The following is a 15,932-nucleotide window of genomic DNA, read 5'->3' on the forward strand; positions in this document are numbered from 1 at the left end:
TTCATTTCAGTCTTTGAAAACCACTAAAACGTTTACATCGATAACCGAATAGAATATTCGTGACAAAGTTTTTTAAAAGTGATAGAATGAAAGTGTCTGGGGATTCCCCTAAAAAAAAATGAAGGAGATGTTTAGATAATGACTTCAACTAAACAACACAAAAAAGTGATCCTTGTTGGTGACGGTGCCGTAGGTTCATCTTACGCTTTTGCACTTGTTAACCAAGGAATTGCACAAGAGCTTGGAATTATCGAAATTCCACAATTACACGAAAAAGCTGTTGGTGATGCGCTTGACCTTAGCCACGCCCTTGCCTTCACTTCACCTAAAAAAATCTACGCTGCTCAATACTCTGACTGTGCAGACGCTGACCTTGTTGTTATCACTGCAGGTGCTCCTCAAAAACCAGGTGAAACTCGTCTTGACCTTGTAGGTAAAAACTTGGCTATCAACAAATCAATTGTAACACAAGTTGTTGAATCAGGTTTTGATGGTATCTTCCTTGTTGCGGCTAACCCAGTTGACGTTTTGACTTACTCAACTTGGAAATTCTCTGGATTCCCTAAAGAACGTGTTATCGGTTCAGGTACTTCACTTGACTCAGCACGTTTCCGTCAAGCACTTGCTGAAAAATTGGATGTTGATGCTCGTTCAGTTCACGCCTACATCATGGGTGAACACGGAGATTCTGAATTTGCGGTTTGGTCACATGCCAACATTGCTGGTGTAAACCTTGAAGAATTCCTTAAAGATACTCAAAACGTTCAAGAAGCTGAATTGATTGAATTGTTCGAAGGTGTTCGTGACGCTGCCTACACAATCATCAACAAAAAAGGAGCTACCTACTACGGTATCGCAGTAGCACTTGCTCGTATCACAAAAGCAATCCTTGATGACGAAAATGCAGTACTTCCACTTTCAGTCTTCCAAGAAGGTCAATACGGTGTTAAAAACGTCTTTATCGGTCAACCAGCTGTTGTTGGTGCACACGGTATCGTTCGTCCAGTAAACATCCCATTGAACGACGCTGAAACTCAAAAAATGCAAGCATCTGCTAAAGAATTGCAAGCTATCATTGATGAAGCATGGAAAAACCCTGAATTCCAAGCAGCTTCTAAAAACTAATGAAAAGAAGGTTCCCAAACATGGGAACCTTTTTTCTTTTACTGTAAAGGCTTAAACCCTATTTTTCAAAAGACTACTTATCTCAGAAGTTATATATCATATCAAATGCTCGATTGAAAAAACACCTAAATTTATATATAACTAAAGAAATGAAATCAACAGTGGTAGCTATCACGAAAAAGTATTCGTCTTTGCCCCCAAAATGCCCCAAAGCAACAAAAAAAGCCTATTGACCAAGCTAGAAAGCTTGATACAATAGGCTTTTTCTAAATTCATTATTTAACAGCGTCTTTAAGAGCTTTACCAGCTTTGAATGCTGGAACTTTAGAAGCTGCGATTTCGATTTCTTTACCAGTTTGTGGGTTGCGACCTTTACGTGCAGCACGTTCACGAACTTCAAAGTTACCAAAACCAATCAATTGAACTTTTTCACCAGCTGCAAGGTATTCAGTTACTGCTGCAAATACAGCATCAACTGCTGCTGCTGAATCTTTCTTAGTTAAGTCTGTAGCTTCTGCCACTTTAGCGATCAAATCTTGTTTGTTTGCCATGTTAACAAATCCTCCAAATAATTTCTGATTAACAAATATAATCATATCCTAAAATTGCCCATAGGTCAAGTCAAAAACACCATTTCAAACATTTTTCTCTATTTTTTTAGGAATTATAGCGGATTAGAATTGCCCAAGCATTCTCTCCAGTATGAGTTTGAATAATAGAGCCAGTTTCCAGTACAGAGATTGGTTTCTCAACATAGGCTTGCAATGAACTCTTCATCTCATTTGCCCATTCATTCGTTCCAGCATAGGAAATTCCAATTTCTGCAACTGATTTATGAGTAAGGGCCACCGTTAACTCTTCAAGCCATTTTTTGAAAGTTTTCGCACCACGCCCTTTGACGATTGGTTGGAGTTCGTGGTTTTTCATCTGCATCACTACACGAATATTTAATAGTGAGCTTAATAGTCCCGTCACACGTCCAATACGCCCACCTTTCACTAGGTTTTCTAGAGTCGAAACACCGATATAAAGCTCTGTGTGATTCTTCACTTCTTCTATATGTGCTAGAATAGTTTCTAAATCTTTACCCTCTTTAGCAAGTTTTGCAGCTTCAACAACTTGAAACTTCATAGCCTGATCTGTGAAGGAACTATCAATAACAGTCACATCAGAACTTGAGAGACTTGCGCCTTGGCGAGCAGCTTCAACCGTTCCAGACAAGGCATGAGACATATGAATAGCAACAACCTGACTGCCATCTTTTCCCAGCTCTTCAAAGACTTCAGCAAACACTCCTACTGGAGGTTGGCTCGTTTTAGGGAGATTCTTGCTTTGTTGCATGAGATGAAGGAATTCCCCCTCTTTTAAATCAGCATCTGAGTAGAGTACGCCATCAATCATAACTGATAAGGGGACAATAGTGATATTTAATTCTTTAACTACTTCTGGTTCGATAGTAACAGAAGAGTCCGTTACAATTTTTACTTGTGTCATAAGTTCAATCTTTCTATTCTTCTCAATAGGATTGGGATTTTTCACTCTTATTATATCAAAAAAATGATAAAAAATCATAAGTAATCCAATTAAAAAAACTGAATTTTTGGTATAATCTATCTATAGAAAAGCGAGGAACAGCTATGATTCGAAAAGTTCAACCGATTATTACGATTATATTTGGAGCAGCTATCTATGCCTTTGGTCTCACCTACTTTGTTGTTCCTTATCATCTATTTGAGGGAGGGGCGACAGGTATCACCTTGATTACCTACTATCTTTTTAAAATCCCTGTCTCATTGATGAATCTCTTGATTAATATCCCTTTATTTATCCTAGCTTGGAAAATATTTGGACCTAAGACCCTCTACTCCAGTCTTTTAGGATCTATTTCACTTTCCGTTTGGCTAGCAATTTTTGAGCGTATTCCTTTGCACATCGACTTGCAAGGGGATCTCATCATTGTCGCTTTGGTCTCAGGGGTTTTACTGGGAGTTGGTTTAGGAATTATCTTTAATGCTGGTGGAACCACTGGTGGCTCTGATATCGTTGCCCGCATCCTTAACAAATACACCAATATTTCGATTGGGAAATTGCTTTTTGGAATTGACTTTTTCATTTTAATGTTAATTCTGCTTATTTTCCAAGATCTCCGTCTTGTGACCTACACTCTCTTGTTTGACTTCATCATCGCTCGCGTTATTGACCTGATTGGCGAAGGGGGTTACGCTGGCAAAGGATTTATCATCATTACTCAATATCCTGACCAACTGGCTGATAAGATTAATGAGGAGCTTGGCCGTGGCGTTACCTTTATATCTGGTCAAGGATACTACAGCAAAAAGGATTTAAAAATTATCTACTGTATCGTCGGTCGAAACGAAATCGTAAAAATGAAAGATATGATTCACAAAATCGACCCTCAAGCCTTTATCACCATCACTGAGGCTCATGAAATTCTGGGTGAAGGATTTACTTATGTGAAAGATTAAAAAAGCTGGGAATTCCCAGCTTTTATTTTTCTTCTGTGAGGGTTGAATGATGATAACCATAAGTAAAGTAGATGACTAGACCAACTACAAGAGCAATGCCAAAGGCAATCCAGGTATCTAGACTATATTGAAGCATAAAGGAAACACAGATAAGGATGGAAAGGATTGGCAAAAGTGGCACCAAAGGAGTTTTAAACTCTCCTTTTTGGGGCATACCCTTATCTTTTCTGAGTTTTATTATTCCGTAGGCTAGTAAAATGAGATAAGCTAGCGTACAGATATTTAGGAAGGCTGCAATACTGGCTAGAGGAAACACTCCGGCAGCAATAGCTGAAGCAACTCCTGTTAAGAGAGTCGCATTTTTAGGAACGCGACTGGTCTTGCTTAATTGTTTGAAACTTTGGGGTAAAAGTCCATCACGTGCTAAGCTATATATCATCCGAGACAAAGCATAAGTCATGGAAATACATACCGTTATCAGGGTGAGAATGGCTACAAGCGAAACATAGTTGGCTGTCCAACCGATACCAATACTCCGTAATGAAAATGCTACTGCATCGTCCACATTGAGCTTACTATAGTGAACAATCCCTGTCAATACTAAGGTCACCAAAGCATAGAGAATAGTGACGATTGTCAGAGAAAGGACAATTCCGCGAGGAATATTTTTTTGCGGGCTTTGGATTTCATCAACTGCCATGGAAATAGACTCAAATCCGAGAAATCCAAAGAACATCAAAGATGCACCTGCCATAATCCCAGTGCTTCCTCCATAAATCTGGCCAAAGCCAAAAGGAGCAAAATTCGACCAATTTTCAGGTTTGATGTACCAAATACCAACTAGGATAAATAAGGCTAGAGCAGAAAATTTCAAGATTACTAGAAGCGAATTAAAGCGCAAGGCTGCCTTAGAATTTAATAAAACCAATCCTGTTACCAAGGTCAGCACTAAAATAGGCAGAAAATCGATATAGGTCCCCTGTTCAGGATTAAAGGTACCATTCAAGGCTTGGGGCATGGAGATACCATAATCACTGAGCAATCCCTTAAAGTAAGCTGCCCAGCCAGACGCCACACCTGAAACAGCCGTCATGAATTCCATGATGGTCAACCAGCCAGCAATCCAGGCTGGCAATTCTCCCAAAATCGCATAGAGATAACTATAAGCACCCCCAGTTGCGGGTACACGAGAGGCAAATTCTGCAAAAAAGAGAGCTGATAGAGAAACACACAGGGCAGAAATCACGATAGAAACCACTAGTGATGGACCAGCAAGTGTTGCTGCTGCAGTTCCTGTAATGGTAAAAATCCCAGTTCCTACCATGGCACCAATCCCCAATAGAATCAAATCCCACAATTTCAAATGGCGACGCATCTCTGTCTGTCTCAAACTAACATCCTTGGTTCTAAAAATATTCATACTTCATCTCCACTAAATATAGTTGTTTTATTTTACCATACAAAAGCATTTTTGTGAATATTTATTAGGTCCTTTTTGAAAAAAATCTGAACAGGAAGGATTCCTGTTCAGATTTTGCATATTCTTATCCGACTGAACCTTCCATTTCATAGCTGATCAAGCGGTTCAGCTCAACTGCGTATTCCATTGGAAGTTCTTTGGTGAAGGGTTCGACAAATCCCATGACAATCATCTCGGTTGCCTCAGATTCTGACAAACCACGGCTCATGAGGTAATAGAGTTGTTCTTCTGAAATCTTAGATACCTTGGCTTCGTGCTCCAAAGCAACTTGCGAGTTATGAATTTCATTAAATGGAATGGTATCTGACGCTGATAAGTCATCCATGATAATGGTATCACACTCGATGTGAGAAACAGATTTCTTAGAGTTTTTGTTAAAGGTTACTTGTCCACGGTAGTCAACCTTTCCTCCACCTTTAGCGATGGATTTTGATACGATAGATGAGCTTGTATGCGGAGCATTATGGATCATCTTGGCACCCGTATCCTGGTGTTGCCCAGCATTGGCAAAGGCAATAGAAAGCATCGTACCACGCGCACCTTCTCCATCTAGGTAAACAGATGGATATTTCATAGTTGTTTTGGCACCCAAGTTACCATCAATCCACTCAACAGTCGCATCTTTCAAGGCTTTGGCACGTTTTGTTACCAAGTTATAGACATTATCAGACCAGTTTTGGATGGTTGTATAACGCATATAAGCTCCGTCTAAAGCGAAAATTTCTACAATGGCAGCGTGCAAGCTGTTGCTAGAATAAGTTGGTGCTGTACATCCTTCTACGTAGTGGACGCTTGCTCCTTCATCAACAATAATCAAGGTACGTTCGAACTGACCTGTATTTTCGTTGTTGATACGGAAGTAGGTTTGAAGTGGAATATCTACCTTGACCCCTTTTGGTACGTAGATAAAGGTTCCACCCGACCATACTGCTGAGTTGAGGGCTGCCAACTTGTTATCTGTCGGAGGTACCAACTTCGCAAAGTATTGTTTAAACAAGTCTGGGTATTCCTTGAGGGCAGAATCTGTATCTGTAAAGATAATTCCTAACTTCTCAAACTCTTCCTTCATGTTGTGGTATACCACTTCTGACTCGTACTGGGCAGAAGCTCCAGCCAGATAAGCACGTTCAGCTTCTGGAATCCCGATACGTTCAAAGGTTTCTTTGATTTTTTCAGGAACGTCATCCCAAGAACGGGCTGGTTTGTCAGATGGTTTTTGGTAGTAGATCAAATCATCAAAGTCAATCTCTGACAAGTCTGCTCCCCAAGTTTGCATGGGCATTTTTTTGAAGGTTTCATAAGACTTCAGACGGAACTCCAACATCCACTCAGGCTCACCCTTAGCAGCTGATAATTCGCGAATGACTTCTTCATTCAATCCTTTTCCTGTCGATAGGACAGGCTCTACATCGTCATGGAAACCAAATTTATATTCACCAAGGTCAATTGGTTTTGGTTCTACTCTTTCTTCAGCCATAATATCCTTTCTTTCATTATATATTTCTATGTTTCTTATTTATCTTCTTGATTTTCAATTGTCTTCTTAAGGGCGTTCCAAGCTAGGGTTGCACACTTTATTCTTTGAGGGAATTTGGCAACACCTGATAAGAAAGCCGCGTCTCCAAGTTGGTCTTTACGCTCATCCTTTTGACCTTGAACCATTTCAGAAAAGATGGTTGCAAGTTCTAGAATTTCTTGCTTGGTCTTCCCTAAAACAGCATCTGTCATCATACTAGCAGAAGCAGTTGAAATCGTGCATCCTGAATTTAGAAAAGCAATATCTTCCAAACGGTCCTCTGCGTCAAACTTGACAGAGAGGTTGATGACATCCCCACAGGTTGGATTATTGAGACTAATCTGCTCAGCATCTTCCAGCTTCCCTTGGTGATGTGGATTTTTCGAATGGTCTGCCACCACTGCCATATAAAGGCTATCTAGTTTAGAAAGTGCCATTGAAAAACTCCTTTGTCTTTTGTAGGGCATCGACTAGCTTGTCACAATCCGCCTTGGTATTGTAGATATAAAAACTTGCACGAGCTGTTGCTGGGACTTCCAAATACTGAAGCAAAGGTTGCGCACAGTGGTGACCCGCACGAACAGCTACTCCTTCATAATCCAAAGCGGTCGCAAGGTCGTGAGGATGGAGATCACCTAGGTTAAAGGCAATAACACCCGAACGTTGAGTCAGGTCCTGAGAACCATAAATAGTCAGTCCTTCAATTGCCTGAAGTTTTGGATAGACGTAGGCTATCAATTCTTGTTCATGAGCTTCAATCGCATCCATACCAAGATTTTCTAGGTAATCCACTGCTGCTGCAAGTCCAATAGCTCCTGCCATATTTGGCGTTCCAGCCTCAAATTTCCAAGGCAATTCCTTCCAACTAGCAGATTGCTCATAGACGAAATCAATCATCTCACCGCCAAATTCTACTGGAGACATTTGCTCAAGATACTTTTCTTTGCCGTAAAGAACACCGATACCAGTTGGACCAGCCATCTTGTGACCTGAAAAGGCAAAGAAGTCCACATCCAAGTCCTGCACATCAATCTTCATATGAGGCGTAGACTGAGCACCATCCACCACCATAATGGCTCCAACTTGGTGAGCCATTTGTGTGATTTCTTTGATTGGATTGACCACACCAAGGACATTTGAGGCGTGAGCTAGCGAAACAAACTTAACCTTGTCAGTCAATTTAGAACGCAAGTCATCCATATCCAAGGCACCGTCCTTGAGATAAACATAGACAAGCTCTGCTCCAGTCTTGCGACAGGCCTCCTGCCAAGGAATGATATTGGAATGGTGTTCCATGACAGAAATCAAAACCTGGTCTCCCTCAGTCAAAACTTCCTCAGCATAACGCGCTACCCAGTTAAGGCTGGTTGTCGTTCCTCTGGTAAAGAGAACTTCCTTTGTAGAGCCTGCATTGATAAACTTACGAATGGTTTCACGAGCAGCTTCATAAGAAGCTGTTGCTCGCTCAGCCAAGGTATGAACCCCACGGTGAACATTGGCATTGTCCTGCTTATAGTAGCGGTTGATTGCTTCCAGAACTGCTAATGGTTTTTGTGTCGTCGCAGCATTGTCCAGATAGACCAGAGGTTCATCGTTGACAATCTGGTCTAAAATTGGAAAATCCTTGCGAATCGCTATATCTAACATAGGCTTCCCCTTAGCGTTTTGACAATTTTTCTTCGATAGTTGCAATCATTTCATCACGAACTTCTTTGACTGGAATCTCAACGATAACAGATCCAAGGAAACCACGAACAACCAAGCGTTCTGCAGTTGCTTGATCTAAACCACGGCTCATGAGGTAGTACATATCTTCTGGATCCACCTGACCGATAGAGGCCGCGTGACCTGCAGTTACGTCATTTTCATCAATCAAAAGAATTGGGTTGGCATCTGAACGTGCTTGGTCTGAAAGCATGAGAACACGGCTTTCTTGTTGCGCATCTGCTCCCTTGGCCCCCTTAATGATGTGGCCAATACCATTGAAGGTCAAGGTTGCTTTTTCAAGGATAACCCCATGTTGCAGGATATTTCCGATAGAATTGCATCCGTAGTTAGTTACACGGGTATCAATCCCTTGTACTTGACGGCCACTTGAAAGAGCTACGGCTTTCAGGTCAGCATGGCTACCATTCCCAATCAAATCGCTATCAAAGTCCGCAACGACGTTTCCTTCGTTCATGACACCGATTGCCCAGTCAATGCTTGCATCGTTGCCTAGTTTACCACGACGGCTAATGTAGGCAGTGACATTTTCACCTAAACGGTCAATAGCAGCAAATTTCACTTGCGCATCAGAACGTGCAATCACTTCTACTGTAATATTTGCAGTTGCCTTAGCACTACCTTCACCACGTGACTCTAAACGTTCTAAGTAACTAATCTTAGAGTTTTTACCAGCAATGATAAGGATATGCTTGTTAAATGGCACATCGCTATCGCTGTCTTGGTAGAAAATTCCTTCAATTGGCTCTGTGATTTCTACGTTATCAGGAATATAGAGTACAGCACCACTGTTAAAGTAAGCTGTATGGTAGGCTGCCAACTTGTCGTCATCATACTTAACTGATGACATGAAGAATTCCTCGATAAGTTCTGGAATTTCTTCTAAAGCTGAGTGGAAGTCTGTAAAGACTACTCCTTGTTCAGCCAATTCAACTGGAGTTTGTTCAAAAACAGTCTGCGTTCCTACTTGCACCAACTTCAAGTGGTTATCTAAAGCAGTGAAGTCAGGAACATTTGCTGACGGTTCACTTTCTGTGATGGTACCATCTCCCAGATTCCAACGGTGAAATTTGACACGCTCAATGACTGGTAATTCCAAACTCTCAATCTTATCAAAAGCTTTTTGACGGAGGTCAGCCAACCAGCTTGGTTCAGCGTGCATTTCTGAAAAAAGTTTAATATTCTCTTTAGTCATTTACTTCTCCTAAAAGATACGAGGGAATTACAATTCTTCCTTGTAGTCGTAGCCAAGTTCTTCAGCTAGTTTTGCGTATCCTTCACGTTCCAAACGCGCAGCCAATTCCGGACCACCAGAAAGGACAACACGACCTTCCATCATCACATGTACCACGTCTGGCGTGATATAGTTCAAAAGACGTTGGTAGTGAGTGATGATCATAGCACCAAAACCTTCGCTACGCATGGCATTCACACCTTTAGATACAACTTTAAGGGCGTCAATATCGAGACCTGAGTCAATCTCATCCAAAAGGGCAAAAGTTGGTTCCAACATCAAAAGCTGAAGAATTTCATTACGTTTTTTCTCACCACCAGAGAAACCTTCGTTGAGGTAGCGCTCTGCCATTTCTTCTTTCATGTTGAGCAATTCCATTTTTTCGTCTAGCTTAGTGATGAACTCACGAACTGAAACCTTCTCGTCATCTTCTTTACCAGCATTCATAGCTGCACGAAGAAATTCAGCGTTAGTAATTCCTGGAATTTCAGATGGGTATTGCATAGCCAGGAAAAGTCCCATACGCGCGCGTTCGTCCACTTCCAACTCAAGGATATTTACGCCATCAAACAAGACCTCACCTTTGGTAACTTCATAGTTTGGATTTCCCATGATAGCGGCAGAAAGAGTCGATTTCCCAGTACCATTTGGTCCCATGATAGCAGCGATTTCTCCTGTTTTCAGAGTCAGATTGACTCCTTTCAAAATTTCTTTTCCTTCAATCTCAACGTGAAGATCTTTGATCTCTAATACTGACATGATAATTCCTTTCTTTTTCAGGCCTATTTCCCTTATCCTTAGCGAAATCACTTACATTTCTCTAAAAATACAAGAAAAGGTCCATAAATATACTCTACTAGTATAACAAAAAAAAGCCTAAAAGGCTTTGATTTTGTCTAGAAGCTTGGAGCTAGTCCTTGCGGTTTAGGTGCTGATCAATGGTGTCTACAATTTTTCCCATCACGTAACTTAACCTAAAATTTCGAAAGAGTAGAATGGCCCAAAAGGCTGCCATGAAATAACGCCCGGTCATCCAGGCTTCATTGAAAAAATAAGTCTCAGCAGCCGTAAATAACGCTATCATAATAAATTGTTGTCTATTCATAAACTTATTGTATCATGAAATCTTTCTTTAGTCTTCCTCTACCTTCACTTTATCAGCCAAAAATTCAAATCCTTCTGGAATCAGACTTTCTTCTGCTTCTTTTTCAACTTGAGAAGATTTAGCTTTAGCTGAAAATGCTGCGCGAACCTCTTTCCATTCCTCTAGGGAAATTGCCAGGATTTCAGGTGAAAATCCAGCCGCTTGACTGAGAATATTGCCAAACATGGTATTGAGGTTATCCCGTTTCATGGTTTGCCCTGCATTGAAATTAGACTCAAAGGCTAAAATAGCATGATGTTCATTGGCCGCAACTGGTTGAGAACCAACAAGCAGAGCCTTATCCGGACCAGCTAAGCTTTCGATTACTTCTCCCCATGCATTCTGGAGGCGGATCAAGTTTTGCCGTGCCAAACCAGGATTTTCGACAGCTTCTTGCAGGATAGCCTGAACTTTGTTGCGATCCACTCGATAGACTGTCTTGGAAGTGGCTGGACGGCTAGGGACTGGCACCACTTGTTTAGGAGCTGTTCCAACATTAGCAAGTTCTTGTTTGAGACGAACTACTTCCTGTCTCAGTGCAGAAATTTCACTTTCGACAGCTCCTGAAAGCACTGATTCAGGCTTAATCTCAGCTAAACGAATGGTCATCATCTCAGCATAAATCTTAGGTTGCAGGCTTGCTTTCATATCTGCCAAGCTCACAGTCGCTATTCGAATCATTTCAAAGAGACTTCCCTGAGATAAAGCTAGATTGTCCATAAAAACTGGACTATGATGAGTATTTTTGCCACCTGTCTGAACAACTAGTAGATCACGCAAATACTGCAAGAGATCCGTCACAAAACGAGTCATGCTCTTGCCATTTTCAAATAAAAGATTCAGAGAATCAAGCGCTTTTGAAACATCCTGCTGAGACAAGGCGGCTACATAGTCATCTAGTGCTGATAGACTAATGGTGCCTGTAATCTCCTCAGAGATAGCAGTCGTGAGCTCATTTCCCTGTGTCAAGCTCAAGGCTTGGTCCAGAATAGACAAGGCATCCCGCATTCCACCTTCAGCTCGTCTGGCAATGATTTCCACAGCCTCCGGTTCAGAACTGATATTTTCTTTTTCTAGAATATGATAAATATGCTCCTTGATATCTTGAGTTTTAATCGATTTGAACTCAAAACGTTGAACACGCGATAAAATGGTTGCTGGAATCTTATGCAATTCAGTGGTCGCCAAGATAAAGACAACATTTTGAGTTGGTTCTTCTAGGGTCTTCAAAAGCGCATTAAAGGCTCCCGTAGACAACATATGGACCTCGTCAATAATATAGACCTTGTAACGTGCCAAGCTAGGTGCATAGGTAGATTTGTCACGAATTTCACGGATTTCATCAACTCCATTATTTGAAGCCGCATCCATTTCAATAACATCTTCTAGGCTACCTTCTGTCACTGCCTGACAGATATAGCAGTGATTACATGGTTCTCCATCCACTTGATTTGGACAGTTCATAGCCTTGGCAAAAATCTTGGCTACACTGGTCTTCCCTGTTCCACGAGGACCTGAGAAAAGATATGCATGACTAATCTTTTCCTGCTCGACCGCTTGTTTTAGGGTTTTGGCCACAACCTCTTGCCCGACCAATTGCGAAAAAGTCTGGCTTCTATATTTTCGATAAAGTGCTTGATACATTAGGCTTTCTCCTCAAACATCGTAAAGTCCCATTCTGTCTTCTCAAGCAAAATAGCGACAAATTGTTCCAAGTAATCGCGGTCAATGGCATTATAATCATCAATAAGAGAAGAGTCCAAGTCTAAGACGCCCAGCAATTGACCATTCTTGAGCATGGGAACTACGATTTCACTCTTGGCCTTACTATCGCAAGAAATGTAGTTTGGATAGGTGCTCACATCCCCTACTAAAACAGTCTCTTGAAACTCGGCAGCTTCTCCACATACGCCTTTCCCAAGCGCAATGCGAATACACGAAACGCCGCCCTGAAAAGGCCCTAAAATCAACTCGTTACCATCAAACAGATAAAAACCTGCAAATACAGTATTCGGAAAGCGAGATTTTAGGAGGGCGCTAGCATTCGAAAGATTGGCAAGAACATTGCTCTCACCCTCTAGTAAATAAGAGAGTTCCTCATTCAACAGTTGATAACGTGATTTTTTTTCTGAATCTAACATAAAACTATTATATCAAAAATGAGAAAGAGACAAAAGAAAAATCCCTTGTTTTAAACAAAGGATTTTGTGATTCTCAATTTGATTAAAGTTCGATATCACCGAACAAGTCAGCCATTGAGAATCCTGTTTGTGTTTCTGGAAGTTCGAAATCACGTTTTTCTTGACGTTTTGGACGACGTGGACGAGCAGCACGTTTTTCTTCTTTTTGTCCTTCTTCTTGAGCTGGACGTTCTTCAAGAGCTTTGATAGAAAGAGATACGCGTTCTGCGTCAGCGTTAACATCAAGTACTTTAACAGTAACTTCTTGACCAACAGTAAGAGCTTCTTTTGGATTTTCGATACGTTTGTGTGAAATTTGTGATACGTGAACAAGTCCATCGATACCTGGCAATACTTCAACAAATGCACCGAAGTCAGTCAAACGTTTAACTGTTCCTTCTACTACATCACCTTTAGCCAATTTTTGCTCAACGCCATCCCATGGTCCAGGTGTTGTTGCTTTAAGTGAAAGGGATACGCGTCCTTCTTCTTCATTAAGATCAAGGACTTTAACTTCGATTTCTTCACCAACAGTTACAACTGATTTAGGTGATACGTTACGTTCGTGTGACAATTCAGTCAAGTGAACCAATCCGTCAACACCACCAAGGTCGATGAAAGCACCAAAGCTAGTGATACGAGCAACTTTACCAGTTACGACATCACCAACAGCTAATTTACTGAATACTTCAGCACGAGCTGCTGCAGTAGCTGCTTCAACAACTTCACGACGTGAAAGGATGAAGCGATTTTCTTTAGGATCAACTTCTTTGATTTTAGCATCAAATTCTTGACCTACGAAACGCTCAGTGTTACGTACGAAACGAGTATCCAACATTGAAGCTGGGATGAATCCACGAACACCTTCAAATTCTACTGAAAGTCCACCTTTAACGGCACGAGTTCCTTTAACAGTAACAACTTCTTCTTCGCGTCCTACAAGTTTGTCCCATGCTTTGCGAGCTTCAAGGCGTTTTTTAGATACAAGGTATGTAACTGTATCAGTATCTTTACCAACTACTTGACGAAGTACAAGAACATCCAATACTTCTCCTACTTTCACAAAGTCATTGATATCTGCATCGCGATCGTTTGTCAATTCGCGAAGAGTCAAGACACCTTCAACACCAGTCCCAGAGATTGCAACGTTAGCTTGAGTCGCATCAACTGTCAATACTTCAGCACTAACAACATCACCAGGCTCAACTTGGCTAACGCTATTTAGCAAATCTTCAAATTCGTTCATCTAAAAAATCCTCCAACAATCAAGTCTTTCCAAACTTGACATACTTATAATTTTTTTCCTAAGCACCCGCAAAGACATGTTCATATCGTTCACGTCTTTCAATTATAAAAATAAAATACCCTAAGATATTTTTCTTTTTATCTTGAATTTATTACCTAAGAACTGGGGTAGCTGGATTCGAACCAACGCATGAGGGAGTCAAAGTCCCTTGCCTTACCGCTTGGCTATACCCCATTGATGAATGGAGAGAGAGGGATTCGAACCCCCGAACCCGAAGGAGCGGATTTACAGTCCGCCGCGTTTAGCCTCTTCGCTATCTCTCCAATGTTTAACGAGAACTATTATATCATGAAATTTTCAATAAAACAAGTATTATTTTGTCAAATTATAGTTTTCAATCAAAATTTCCACAGCTTTTTCAAGTTTTTTATAAAAACTATCGACATTTCCATTCTTTATGATGGCAAATTGGCTATCTAATTCGGCAATTTCTCCAATGACCTTTTTCCCGATCGTCAAAACGTATCCTTCATAGCTGTCTTTTCCAACAGTCACTTTTGCATCAGTTAATTGGATTTCAATTTTCTTATCTTTTTTACTCATACTGTACCTCTTTTCACTTTTTCTATTGTACAAGAAAATGCTCAAACTAGCAAGAAAAAACTCCATTTCAGCTATTACAACTGCTACGGAGCTCTTCTTTACTTCATGTCTTTTAGTCCACTTTGACAATCCATCCTTCTGGTGCTTCTACGTCACCAAATTGGATACCGGTCAATTCATCATAGAGTTTACGTGTAACAGGACCTACTTCTGTTTCACTATAGAAAACATGGAAATCATCGCCATGTTGGATCCCCCCAATTGGAGAAATGACCGCTGCTGTACCACAAGCACCTGCCTCTACAAAACGATCCAAATTATCGATTGGGACATCGCCTTCAATCGGTGTTAAGCCCAAGCGGTGTTCTGCCAAGTAAAGCAAAGAGTACTTGGTAATAGATGGCAAGATGGATGGACTCAATGGCGTAACAAATTCATTGTCTGCCGTGATTCCAAAGAAGTTAGCTGAACCGACTTCCTCAATCTTTGTATGTGTAGATGGGTCTAGGTAGATAACATCTGAGAAATGGCGTGATTTGGCCAACTTCCCTGGCAAAAGACTCGCAGCATAGTTTCCTCCAACCTTAGCCGCACCCGTACCATGTGGAGCTGCACGGTCGTATTCATCCTGAATCAAGAAATTGGTTGGAACCAATCCACCCTTAAAGTAATTTCCAACTGGCATAGCAAAGATAGTGAAAATGTACTCTTCTGCTGGTTTTACCCCGATGATATCTCCGACACCAATCAAGAGAGGACGAAGATAAAGGGTTCCACCTGTTCCATATGGTGGGACGTATTCTTCATTTGCACGAGCAACTGCTTTACAAGCTTCTACGAACATTTCTGTTGGTACTTGGGGCATCAAGAGACGGTCGCAGGTACGTTGCAGACGCTTGGCATTTTCATCAGGACGGAAAAGTTGAATACTACCATCCTTCGTACGATAGGCTTTCAATCCCTCAAATGCTTGCTGTCCATAGTGAAGACTTGGAGAAGACTCTGAAATATGCAAGGTCGCATCCTCTGTCAATTCTCCTTGATCCCATTGACCATTTTTGTAGTGAGCGATATAGCGATAAGGTAATTTCATATAAGAAAATCCAAGGTTTTCCCAATCAATTGCAACTGTCATGTGTTTCTCCTTTATACTATTCAAACTATGTGTTCTATTCTACACTTTTCTAGTAAAA

General features: G+C 41.0%; 16 protein-coding genes and 2 tRNA genes. 2 read left to right on the forward strand and 16 right to left on the reverse strand.

Going from position 1 to position 15,932, the window contains the following annotated elements; genetic code table 11:
- Positions 1-138 precede the first annotated feature (138 nt).
- On the forward strand, positions 139-1,125 hold the full coding sequence (locus M1F74_RS09360; RefSeq protein ID WP_000204722.1) for an L-lactate dehydrogenase: 987 nt from the start codon (positions 139-141) through the stop codon (positions 1,123-1,125).
- A gap of 275 nt (positions 1,126-1,400) precedes the next feature.
- On the opposite strand, the gene M1F74_RS09365 is transcribed toward M1F74_RS09360, so the two are convergent.
- Positions 1,401-1,676 (reverse strand): HU family DNA-binding protein, encoded by a 276-nt coding sequence (locus M1F74_RS09365; protein ID WP_001284630.1) that lies wholly within the window; start codon positions 1,674-1,676, stop codon positions 1,401-1,403.
- 106 nt (positions 1,677-1,782) lie between these two features.
- Entirely contained in the window at positions 1,783-2,619 is an 837-nt protein-coding gene (locus tag M1F74_RS09370; protein WP_000195448.1) for a DegV family protein, read from the reverse strand.
- Between the two features lie 143 nt (positions 2,620-2,762).
- On the opposite strand from M1F74_RS09370, the gene M1F74_RS09375 reads away from it, so the two are divergent.
- Positions 2,763-3,611, forward strand: a complete 849-nt coding sequence (locus M1F74_RS09375; RefSeq protein ID WP_000619962.1) for a YitT family protein — start codon at positions 2,763-2,765, stop codon at positions 3,609-3,611.
- Positions 3,612-3,633: 22 nt separating this feature from the next.
- Here the strand turns inward: M1F74_RS09375 and M1F74_RS09380 are convergent, their stop codons facing one another.
- From M1F74_RS09380 to M1F74_RS09445, 14 genes are all read right to left on the reverse strand, one after another.
- Positions 3,634-5,031: an APC family permease gene (locus M1F74_RS09380; protein ID WP_247946950.1), complete on the reverse strand. Its 1,398-nt coding sequence runs from the start codon at positions 5,029-5,031 to the stop codon at positions 3,634-3,636.
- A 124-nt stretch (positions 5,032-5,155) separates the two neighbouring features.
- On the reverse strand, positions 5,156-6,568 hold the full coding sequence (gene sufB, locus M1F74_RS09385) for a Fe-S cluster assembly protein SufB (RefSeq protein WP_049478151.1): 1,413 nt from the start codon (positions 6,566-6,568) through the stop codon (positions 5,156-5,158).
- 35 nt (positions 6,569-6,603) lie between these two features.
- The gene (gene sufU / locus M1F74_RS09390) at positions 6,604-7,044 is read right to left on the reverse strand and encodes a Fe-S cluster assembly sulfur transfer protein SufU (protein WP_247946951.1); all 441 of its coding nucleotides are present in this window, start codon (positions 7,042-7,044) and stop codon (positions 6,604-6,606) included.
- Complete coding sequence (locus tag M1F74_RS09395) at positions 7,031-8,254, reverse strand: cysteine desulfurase (protein ID WP_247946952.1); 1,224 nt, start codon at positions 8,252-8,254, stop codon at positions 7,031-7,033. Before M1F74_RS09395 ends, sufU begins: the two co-directional genes overlap by 14 nt.
- 10 nt (positions 8,255-8,264) lie before the next feature.
- Complete coding sequence (gene sufD, locus M1F74_RS09400) at positions 8,265-9,527, reverse strand: Fe-S cluster assembly protein SufD (protein WP_247946953.1); 1,263 nt, start codon at positions 9,525-9,527, stop codon at positions 8,265-8,267.
- Positions 9,528-9,554: 27 nt separating this feature from the next.
- Entirely contained in the window at positions 9,555-10,325 is a 771-nt protein-coding gene (sufC, locus tag M1F74_RS09405; RefSeq protein WP_247946954.1) for a Fe-S cluster assembly ATPase SufC, read from the reverse strand.
- Between the two features lie 151 nt (positions 10,326-10,476).
- Positions 10,477-10,671 (reverse strand): DUF3272 family protein, encoded by a 195-nt coding sequence (locus M1F74_RS09410; protein WP_001081611.1) that lies wholly within the window; start codon positions 10,669-10,671, stop codon positions 10,477-10,479.
- Positions 10,672-10,698: 27 nt separating this feature from the next.
- Entirely contained in the window at positions 10,699-12,354 is a 1,656-nt protein-coding gene (gene dnaX / locus M1F74_RS09415; protein WP_247946955.1) for a DNA polymerase III subunit gamma/tau, read from the reverse strand.
- On the reverse strand, positions 12,354-12,851 hold the full coding sequence (locus tag M1F74_RS09420; protein ID WP_247946956.1) for a GAF domain-containing protein: 498 nt from the start codon (positions 12,849-12,851) through the stop codon (positions 12,354-12,356). The genes dnaX and M1F74_RS09420 overlap by 1 nt, the downstream gene beginning before the upstream one ends.
- A gap of 82 nt (positions 12,852-12,933) precedes the next feature.
- Complete coding sequence (rpsA, locus tag M1F74_RS09425) at positions 12,934-14,136, reverse strand: 30S ribosomal protein S1 (protein WP_001001620.1); 1,203 nt, start codon at positions 14,134-14,136, stop codon at positions 12,934-12,936.
- Positions 14,137-14,298: 162 nt separating this feature from the next.
- Positions 14,299-14,370: transfer RNA gene (locus M1F74_RS09430), tRNA-Gln, on the reverse strand.
- 8 nt (positions 14,371-14,378) lie between these two features.
- A tRNA-Tyr gene (locus tag M1F74_RS09435) sits at positions 14,379-14,459 on the reverse strand.
- A 49-nt stretch (positions 14,460-14,508) separates the two neighbouring features.
- Complete coding sequence (locus M1F74_RS09440; protein WP_000037107.1) at positions 14,509-14,739, reverse strand: DUF2969 domain-containing protein; 231 nt, start codon at positions 14,737-14,739, stop codon at positions 14,509-14,511.
- Positions 14,740-14,851: 112 nt separating this feature from the next.
- The gene (locus M1F74_RS09445; protein ID WP_318779489.1) at positions 14,852-15,889 is read right to left on the reverse strand and encodes a branched-chain amino acid aminotransferase; all 1,038 of its coding nucleotides are present in this window, start codon (positions 15,887-15,889) and stop codon (positions 14,852-14,854) included.
- Positions 15,890-15,932: the final 43 nt, after the last annotated feature.

The sequence above is a fragment of the Streptococcus oralis genome (assembly GCF_023109315.1).
In the GTDB taxonomy this organism is placed as follows: Bacteria; Bacillota; Bacilli; order Lactobacillales; family Streptococcaceae; genus Streptococcus; species Streptococcus oralis_BS.